This window comes from Chromobacterium aquaticum (genome assembly GCF_021129195.1).
Lineage (GTDB): Bacteria > Pseudomonadota > Gammaproteobacteria > Burkholderiales > Chromobacteriaceae > Chromobacterium > Chromobacterium aquaticum.
Genome location: NZ_JAJOHW010000016.1, coordinates 24,995 through 31,565 on the forward strand (window position 1 = coordinate 24,995; position 6,571 = coordinate 31,565).

The 6,571-nt window shown below is 64.6% G+C and carries 7 protein-coding genes; all 7 read left to right on the forward strand.

Annotated elements, in window-relative coordinates; genetic code table 11:
* Window positions 1–34 precede the first annotated feature (34 nt).
* Entirely contained in the window at window positions 35–673 is a 639-nt protein-coding gene (gene leuD, locus LQT98_RS02870; RefSeq protein ID WP_048411465.1) for a 3-isopropylmalate dehydratase small subunit, read from the forward strand.
* Between the two features lie 13 nt (window positions 674–686).
* The gene (locus LQT98_RS02875) at window positions 687–1,466 is read left to right on the forward strand and encodes a class I SAM-dependent methyltransferase (RefSeq protein WP_231461052.1); all 780 of its coding nucleotides are present in this window, start codon (window positions 687–689) and stop codon (window positions 1,464–1,466) included.
* Between the two features lie 29 nt (window positions 1,467–1,495).
* The gene (locus tag LQT98_RS02880; protein WP_231461053.1) at window positions 1,496–1,771 is read left to right on the forward strand and encodes a hypothetical protein; all 276 of its coding nucleotides are present in this window, start codon (window positions 1,496–1,498) and stop codon (window positions 1,769–1,771) included.
* A gap of 13 nt (window positions 1,772–1,784) precedes the next feature.
* The gene (gene leuB, locus LQT98_RS02885; protein WP_048411468.1) at window positions 1,785–2,849 is read left to right on the forward strand and encodes a 3-isopropylmalate dehydrogenase; all 1,065 of its coding nucleotides are present in this window, start codon (window positions 1,785–1,787) and stop codon (window positions 2,847–2,849) included.
* Window positions 2,850–3,029: 180 nt separating this feature from the next.
* Window positions 3,030–4,142, forward strand: a complete 1,113-nt coding sequence (gene asd / locus LQT98_RS02890; RefSeq protein WP_048411469.1) for an aspartate-semialdehyde dehydrogenase — start codon at window positions 3,030–3,032, stop codon at window positions 4,140–4,142.
* Between the two features lie 152 nt (window positions 4,143–4,294).
* Complete coding sequence (locus tag LQT98_RS02895) at window positions 4,295–5,305, forward strand: aspartate-semialdehyde dehydrogenase (protein WP_231461054.1); 1,011 nt, start codon at window positions 4,295–4,297, stop codon at window positions 5,303–5,305.
* Between the two features lie 264 nt (window positions 5,306–5,569).
* Window positions 5,570–6,571, forward strand: a 1,002-nt coding sequence (locus tag LQT98_RS24105) for a type IV pilus assembly protein FimV (RefSeq protein ID WP_331282521.1), incomplete at its 3' end; no start/stop codon positions are given.

The following is a 6,571-nucleotide window of genomic DNA, read 5'->3' on the forward strand; positions in this document are numbered from 1 at the left end:
AGGCGGGCGCTAGCGCCCGGAAACGGCATTGACGATGAAAGCATTTACCACTCTGACCGGTTTGGCCTGTCCCTTGGACCGCGCCAATGTGGATACCGACGCCATCATTCCCAAGCAGTTCTTGAAATCCATCAAGCGCTCGGGCTTCGGCCCCAATCTGTTCGACGAATGGCGTTACCTGGACCACGGCGAGCCGGGCATGGACAATAGCAAGCGGCCGCTGAATCCGGACTTCGTGCTCAATCTGCCGCGCTATCAGGGCGCGCAGGTATTGCTGGCGCGCGAGAACTTCGGCTGCGGCTCCAGCCGCGAGCACGCGCCGTGGGCGCTGGACGACCAGGGCTTCCGCGTGGTGATCGCGCCCAGTTTCGCCGACATCTTCTTCAATAATTGCTACAAGAACGGCCTGTTGCCCATCGTGCTGGCGGCGGACGCGGTGGATCAGTTGTTCCGCGAATGCGCGGCCGCCGAAGGCTATCAGCTAACCGTGGACCTGGCGGCGCAGACGGTGAGCACGCCGGCCGGGCAGGTGTTCTCCTTCGACATCACCGAGCACCGCAAGCACTGCCTGCTGGGTGGCCTGGACGAGATCGGCCTGACCTTGCAGCACGCGGACGAGATCAAGGCTTTCGAAGCCAAGCGTCGCGGCGAGCAGCCGTGGCTGTTCGCCTGAACGGCGGCCGGCGATGAGCGCGCTACAGCAGGGCGGCCACGCGCATAAGCAGCACGTGGAGCAGCAGTTCGGCGGCCAGGCCGCCGCCTATCTGAGCAGCCAGGTGCATGCGGAGGGCGCGGAGTTCGTCGAGCTGCGCCAGGCGACGGCGGAGCATGGCGCGGCGCGGGTGCTGGACCTGGGCTGCGGCGCCGGCCATGTCGGCTTTCAGGTGGCGGAGGCGGCGCGGGAGGTAGTGGCTTACGATCTGTCGGCGGCCATGTTGGAAGTGGTGGCGGCGGAAGCGGCCCGGCGCGGCCTGGACAATCTGGGCACCCAGCAGGGCGCGGCGGAGTGGCTGCCTTTCGCCGATGGCGACTTCGATCTGGTGTTCAGCCGCTATTCCGCCCATCACTGGGGCGATGTGGGTCTGGCGCTGCGCGAGGCGCGGCGGGTGTTGAAGCCGGGCGGCCGGCTGGCGTTGATAGATGTGATGTCGCCGGGACAGCCGCTGCTGGACACTTATTTGCAGGCGGTGGAAGTGTTGCGCGATTCCAGCCATGTGCGCGATTACAGCGCCGGAGAATGGCTGACCTTGCTGGCCGAGGCTGGCTTCGCGGTGGACAGCCTGCGCCGCCAGCGGCTGCGGTTGGACTTCGACACCTGGATTGCGCGCATGCGCACGCCGCCGGAGATGGCCGCGGCCATCCGCCTGCTGCAACAGCGTATGGGGAAAGAGGTGCGCGATTATTTCGCCATCGAGGCGGACGGCAGTTTCTGCGCCGACGTGATGGTGTTGTGGGCCAGCACATGAACGCCGCTGGCGAGGGCAGGCGCGGCGCGATGGCCTGGCTGCATCGCCATCCCTGCTGGGCCTTCGCGCTGCTGGGCTTGAGCTTTCTGGTGTTCGGCGCCGGCACGGTCAATCTGGCTCTGTTATTGCAATTGAATTTCAAGCTGTGGCTGGACGCGGGCTGGCAGGCGGCGATGGACGGCGCGTTGCGCCAGTTGCTGGAACTGCTGGCGTCCGGCTATGCCGCGATGGCGGCTTATATCGTATTCAAATGCTGCGAGCGGGCGCTGGTGGAGCGGCTGACCCGGCGCGGTCATCAAGACTGAAAAGGAAAACAGTATGAAAATCGCCATTCTGCCGGGTGACGGCATCGGTCCGGAAATCGTTGCCCAGGCGCAGCGCGTGCTGGAAGTGCTGCGCAAGGACGGCCTGCCCATCGAAACCGAACAGGCACCCCTGGGCGGCGCCGGCTATGACGCGTTTGGCCAGCCCTATCCGGAATTCACCCAGAAGCTGTGCCGCGAATCCGACGCGGTGCTGCTGGGCGCGGTGGGCGGCCCGGCCTATGACAAGCTGGAGCGTCCGCTGCGGCCGGAACGCGGCCTGCTGGCCATCCGCAAGGATTTGAACCTGTTCGCCAATCTGCGGCCGGCCATCCTGTACCCGGAACTGGCCAACGCCTCCACGCTGAAGCCGGAAGTGGTGTCCGGCCTGGACATCATGATTGTGCGCGAGCTGACCGGCGACATTTACTTTGGCCAGCCGCGCGGCATCGCCGTCAACGAGCTGGGCGAGCGCGAGGCCTACAACACCATGCGCTATAGCGAGGGCGAGGTGCGCCGCATCGCCCATGTCGCCTTCGGCATCGCGATGAAGCGCAATAAGCGCTTGTGCTCGGTGGACAAGGCCAATGTGCTGGAAACCACCGAGTTCTGGAAAGAGGTGATGATAGACGTGGCCAAGGAGTACCCGCAGGTGGAGTTGTCCCATATGTACGTGGACAACGCGGCGATGCAGCTGGTGCGCAATCCCAAGCAGTTCGACGTGATGGTGACCGGCAATATCTTCGGCGACATCCTGTCGGACGAGGCCTCGATGCTGACCGGCTCCATCGGCATGCTGCCGTCGGCCTCGCTGGATGAGAACAACAAGGGTCTGTACGAGCCCTCGCATGGCTCGGCGCCGGACATCGCCGGCCAGAATCTGGCCAATCCGCTGGCCACCATCCTGTCCGCGGCGATGATGCTGCGCTACACCTTTGGCCGGGAAGACGCGGCGCAGCGAGTGGAAAACGCGGTGAAGACCGTATTGGCGCGCGGCCTGCGCACCGCCGACATTTACGAGGCCGGCTGCGAGAAGGTCAGCTGCTCGGCGATGGGGGATGCGGTGGTATCGGCGCTGTAAATGGCAGTGCTTCGCCCGGCTCGCGCCGGGCGAACCCTCTGTTCTGGTTTGAATACAATAAAAACGAAATACCCCATTGCCTGACGCTTTATCGCGCTGCACAATGGGGTGACAACATTACAGCCGCCCGCCGCCATGGCGGGCGCGACGATTTGACAGACAGATACCAGGAGAAACCCAGTGAGAGTAGGTTTTGTTGGCTGGCGCGGCATGGTGGGTTCCGTGCTGATGCAGCGCATGCGCGAAGAGAACGATTTTGCGGCGATCGCCGAACCGGTGTTCTTCACCACCTCCAATGTGGGCGGCAAGGCTCCCGACATCGGCCGCGACACCCCCGCCTTGAAGGACGCGAAGGACATCGCCGAACTCAAGACCATGGATGTGATCGTCACCTGCCAGGGCGGCGATTACACCAATGCCGTCTATCCGCAGCTGCGCGCCGCCGGCTGGAGCGGCTACTGGGTGGACGCGGCGTCCGCGCTGCGCATGGAAGACAATGCCATCATTATCCTGGATCCGGTGAATAAGGCGGTGATCGAGCAGGGTCTGGCGCGCGGCGTCAAGGACTACGTCGGCGGCAACTGTACCGTGTCGCTGATGCTGATGGCGCTGGGCGGCTTGTTCCAGAACGATCTGGTGGAGTGGACCACCTCCATGACCTACCAGGCCGCCTCCGGCGCCGGCGCGCAGAATATGCGCGAATTGCTGTCCGGCATGGGCGCGATCAACGCTCAGGTGTCCGGCCTGCTGGCCGATCCGGCCTCCGCCATTCTCGACATCGACCGCCGCGTGTCCGACTTCCTGCGTTCCGATGCCTTCCCCAGCCAGAACTTCGGCGTGCCGCTGGCCGGCAGCCTGATTCCGTGGATAGACAAGGATCTGGGCAACGGCCAGTCCAAGGAAGAATGGAAGGGCGGCGCGGAAACCAACAAGATCCTGGGTCGCTCCGCCAATCCGGTGCCGGTGGACGGCTTGTGCGTGCGCGTGGGCGCGATGCGCTGCCACAGCCAGGCCTTGACCATCAAGCTCAAGCGCGATGTGCCGCTGGACGAGATCGAATCCATGCTGGCCGCCGCCAATCCCTGGGCCAAGGTGGTGCCTAATACCCGCGAGGCCTCGATGGCCGAGCTGACCCCGGCGGCGGTGACCGGCACGCTGAGCACCCCGGTGGGACGTCTGCGCAAAATGGCGATGGGCGGCGAATACCTGTCCGCCTTCACCGTGGGCGACCAGTTGCTGTGGGGCGCGGCCGAGCCGCTGCGCCGCATGTTGCGTATCCTGATCGAGCGCTGACAGGGTAGAATGGCGGCAGCCTGGGATTCGCGTTGGCGGGTTCCTACTGCCGCGCCGCGCGCCAAGCGCGCGGTCAAGTTGAAAAGGGCACCGCGGTGCCCTTTTTTGCGTGCGGTATTCTGTTTGCAATGATTGATTGAGAAAGTAAAGCGATGTCGAACTCTATTCAGCTTGTCGTAGTCGGCGCCACCGGCCTGGTGGGCCAGGCGGTACTGGAACTGCTGGCCCAGCGCCAGTTGCCCGTGGGCCGGGTCTTTGCCGTGGATGCGGCGGACAAGGAAGGCGAAACCGCCGCCTATGGCAATCTGGAGCTGGACGTGCATCCCATCGACGGCTTTGCCTTCGAAAACGTGGCCTTGGCCATCTTCGCCGCCGGCGGCGAGTTGGCGCGCGAGTACGCGCCGCAGGCGCGCGCGGCCGGCGCGGCGGTGGTGGATTTCAGCTCCGCCTTCCGCGCGGACGATAGCGTGCCGCTGGTGATCCCCGCGATCAACGGCGCCTTGCTGGCGGATGCCGGCGAGGCCGCGCTGGTCTCGGTGCCCAATTGCACGGTGACGCCGCTGGCGCTGGCGCTGGCGGCGCTGCGCCCGCTGGGCCTGCAGCGGGTGTCGGTGGCCACTTATCAATCGGTGTCCGGCAGTGGCCAGGCGGCGATGGAAGAGTTGGCGGACCAGACCACGGCGCTGTTCTCCCAGCGCGAAACCGAGAGCCGGGTCTACGATAAGCGCATCGCCTTCAATGTGCTGCCGCAGATCGGCGCGTTGGACGCGGACGGTGTGTCCGAGGAAGAGCGCTCGGTGGAGAGCGAACTCACGCGGCTGCTGGATCTGCCGCAGCTGCAAGTGGAGGCCACTTGCGTGCGGGTGCCGGTATTCTTCGGCCATGCCTGGGCGGTGAACGTGGCATTCGAACATGAATTTGACATGGAGCAAGCCCGCAAGCGCCTGCTTGCGGCAGGCTTGCAAGTGGTGGCCGCGGACAAGCTGGGTGGCTATGTGACGCCGATGGAAGCCACCGGCAACGAGGCGGTATGGGTCAGCCGCCTGCGCGGCAAGGGCCGGACGCTGAGTTTCTGGCTGGCGGCCGATAATGTGAAAGCCGGCGCGGCGCTGAATTGCGTGAATATCGCCGAGGCGCTGCTAAAGCAAAACGACCTGATTTAAACAAAGGGAGCATTCCGGGGAGATACCCGTGTTCTCCGGTCGGCGCGGTTTTGCACGGCGCGCCGGCGCAGGGGGATGGGGCGTGCTTGGCGCGCTGCCATCCCCCTTATTATTTATCGAGTGGTTTAAACATTGCGGATAGGCTTGTCATTATGAAATCTAGCTAAAAACTGCGACAAGGCCTAAGATTGCAACAGTTACCGACTGAGCTCCCCGCGAGCCAGCGCAAATAAGATCAAGATAAACCGTGCCGGAAGGTTGACAGTGACAAATCAGGCAAAAATCAGAATCGGCGTCCTGGCGGTGGCTTTGGCCTGCTGCGCCAACGCTTGGGCGGGACTGGGGAAAATCAATGTCAGGTCTAATCTGGGCGAACCATTCCGCGCCGATATCGAATTGACCGGAGTGAGGTCGGCGGAACTGGAAAGCGCCAGAATAGGACTGGCCGGCGCCGATACCTTCCAGGATTTGAATGTCGATTACGCCACGGTGCTGTCTTCGCTGCGCTTCAGCGTGGCGCCGAGTTCACGCGGCGCGATGATACGCATCAGTTCTTCCGGCCCGATCAACGATCCTTATCTGCGCTTCGTGGTGGAGGCCAAGACCTCCTCCGGCCGCGCGGTGCGCGAATACACCGTGCTGCTGGATCCCAGCAATTACTCGATGGCCTCGCCGTCCGCCAATATCGTGCAGGACGTGCCCAGCTACGCCGACAACAATCTTTCCAGCCGCTACCGCGGCAATGCCGCGCCCATCGCGCGGCCGCAACCCGGCATTCTCAAGGTGAAGTCCGGCTCCACCCTGCGTGGCCTGGCCGGCAAGGTGCGGCCGCGTGGCGCCACGCTGGACCAGACCATGGCGGCGCTGGCCCAGGCCAACCCGGACGCCTTCGTCGATGGCGACGTCAGCCGCCTGAAACTGGGCGCGGTGCTGAAAGTGCCGACCAGCCGCAAGATCAAATCGCTGAGCGCCTCCCAGGTGGCCAGTATCCTGGGCGGGCAGCCGGCGGCGCCAGCGGCCGAGGCCAAGCCCGGCGCCGATGTGCTCAAGCTGGTGCCCAGTGAGGCTGGCGGCGGCAATGCCAAGCTATCGGATCTGGAACAACAGGTGGCGGCGCGCGAGCAGGCCTTGAAGAGCGCGGAAGCGCGCATCTCCGCCCTGGAAGATCAATTGAAGGCCTTGCAAGCCGGCAAACCGCTGCCGGCCATGACCAGTCCCAGCTCCGCGCCGGCGGCTGTGCCGGCCGCTGCCAGCGCTCCCGTTGCC

Excerpts from the sequence above, each read along its gene's own strand:
- LQT98_RS02895 (WP_231461054.1), top strand. The coding sequence starts at position 4,295 with ATGTCGAACTCTATTCAGCTTGTCGTAGTCGGCGCCACCGGCCTGGTG.
- LQT98_RS02880 (WP_231461053.1), top strand. The coding sequence starts at position 1,496 with ATGGCCTGGCTGCATCGCCATCCCTGCTGGGCCTTCGCGCTGCTGGGC.
- leuB (WP_048411468.1), top strand. The coding sequence starts at position 1,785 with ATGAAAATCGCCATTCTGCCGGGTGACGGCATCGGTCCGGAAATCGTT.
- leuD (WP_048411465.1), top strand. The coding sequence starts at position 35 with ATGAAAGCATTTACCACTCTGACCGGTTTGGCCTGTCCCTTGGACCGC.
- LQT98_RS02875 (WP_231461052.1), top strand. The coding sequence starts at position 687 with ATGAGCGCGCTACAGCAGGGCGGCCACGCGCATAAGCAGCACGTGGAG.